The sequence below is a fragment of the Chitinophaga sp. genome, assembly GCF_035564935.1.
Classification (GTDB): Bacteria; Bacteroidota; Bacteroidia; order Chitinophagales; family Chitinophagaceae; genus Chitinophaga.
Genome location: NZ_DATMTE010000187.1, coordinates 1 through 1648 on the forward strand (window position 1 = coordinate 1; position 1648 = coordinate 1648).

The 1648-nt window shown below is 48.4% G+C and carries 2 protein-coding genes; both read right to left on the bottom strand.

Annotated features, from left to right (window positions below; all coding sequences use genetic code 11):
• On the bottom strand, nt 1–1095 hold a 1095-nt coding region (locus VN105_RS04885; protein WP_325638497.1), incomplete at its 3' end, for a hypothetical protein.
• A gap of 160 nt (nt 1096–1255) precedes the next feature.
• Nucleotides 1256–1648, bottom strand: a 393-nt coding sequence (locus tag VN105_RS04890) for an Lrp/AsnC ligand binding domain-containing protein (protein WP_325638499.1), incomplete at its 5' end; no start/stop codon positions are given.

Sequence of the window (1648 nt, forward strand, 5' to 3'; positions counted from 1 at the left end):
ACTGTATTTATCCGGTGAGGCGCTGAGCAATGAATCCAGATGTTTCCCGAACCCTGTTTTATTACCTTTCAGGTATTCGTCAAAAAAGATCCCCGTAATATTCCCGATCACGGCTTGCCTGCCTTTGTCAATATCGCCCAATGAGGGTTGTACCTTTTCCGCAATGATGATCATGGAGGAAAAGTCTTCATGCCGGGCTCCCTTTATCTTCATAAAATAAGCAGGCGAGGCTTTACTACGCTTCATCAGGTCAAATACAGAATCCACTTTTGGCGGATGTTCGCTGCTCAGGTAACAATAAGGCGCGGTTAGTTGGGCCGGTTTTACCTGGGGTCCCCGCATCATTTCGTTGAATTGCGTATCCCACGCCGCTTCGTTGCCATAACGGTGTATTTCTGTGCCATCAAACGACAGCAGGCATTTAAACGGTTGCTGCATGGCCGCTTTTGTAATGGCGCTCCCTCCCAGGCTCCAGCTGAGCAGGCCAATACGGGAAGTATCTGCCAGCGGGAGCCGGGGCAGTTGCTGCCGCGTAAAAAGGAGGTCTTTCACCTGTTCGTCAAGATCCGCTGCAGCGCTCATATACCCGGGATACAACCCTACGGAACTGATGGCCGCTACGATATATCCCTGCTGCACCAGTTGGTTAAACAGTACGATGTTTTCCCAGCTGCTGCCATTCATTCCTGCGGCATAAATGATCACGGGATATTTTCGTTTGCCCGTTACCGGTAGTGGCGCCGGATAAATGCCGGTATTATAATGAAACAGGCTGGAGGCGGTGTCCAGCCGAAATTCCTGCGCAATGGCATCCGCCAGGTATTTGCTTTCAAGGTGGGCGCTGTCGCGCGGCAGCTGGTAGTTCAGTCGCAGCGCCGCCATGTCCATGATCTCTTCATAGCTCATGGGCACCTTGCTGTTTACCTTCTCCGCAGGAAAGAACAGGTCAATTTTTACCGGCCGGAAAGCAGTGTCAAAGGAACGGGTGGTATCATAGGCATTCATGGTGTAAAGGCCGGTGTAGTATGTTTTTGGCGGTAACCGCTTACAGGAGAACAGGCACAACAATGCAACAGGAACCAGGTAGTGTTTCATACGGCAGTAAATTGTAGAACCGGGAAGCTACAATTTATTGTTGCGCTGTTCCTGCCGCCGGGTGTACTTTAACTTTTTATTGTGTTCATTACTTATCATGACACGCAAAAAAAAAAGCTGCCCAAACCGGGCAGCGTCAATAAGTGGGGAGTATAACATCTTACATCACTTCACTCACATTAATAGGCCTGGAAAAGCTTTCTTCCAGTGAAATAATTGTTTCCGTTCTTTCTATTCCCTTAATATGCTGCAGGTCGTCCTGGAGTATCTTGCGCAGTTCACCGCTGTCTTTACAGATGATCTCCGCAAACATACTGTAAGAACCGGTGGTATAGTTCAGTCGCACGATCTGCGGGATTTTCAGTAATTGTTTGGCTACATTTTCATACAACGAACTCTTCTCCAGGTAAATACCAATAAAAGCAAGTACATCATAACCAATGGCGCGCAGGTTTACCTGTAAGCGCGTGCCCTTGATTACCCCCATTTCGTGTAGCTTTTTGATGCGTACATGAATAGTACCGCCGGATACAAAAAGCTTCTTACCCAGCTC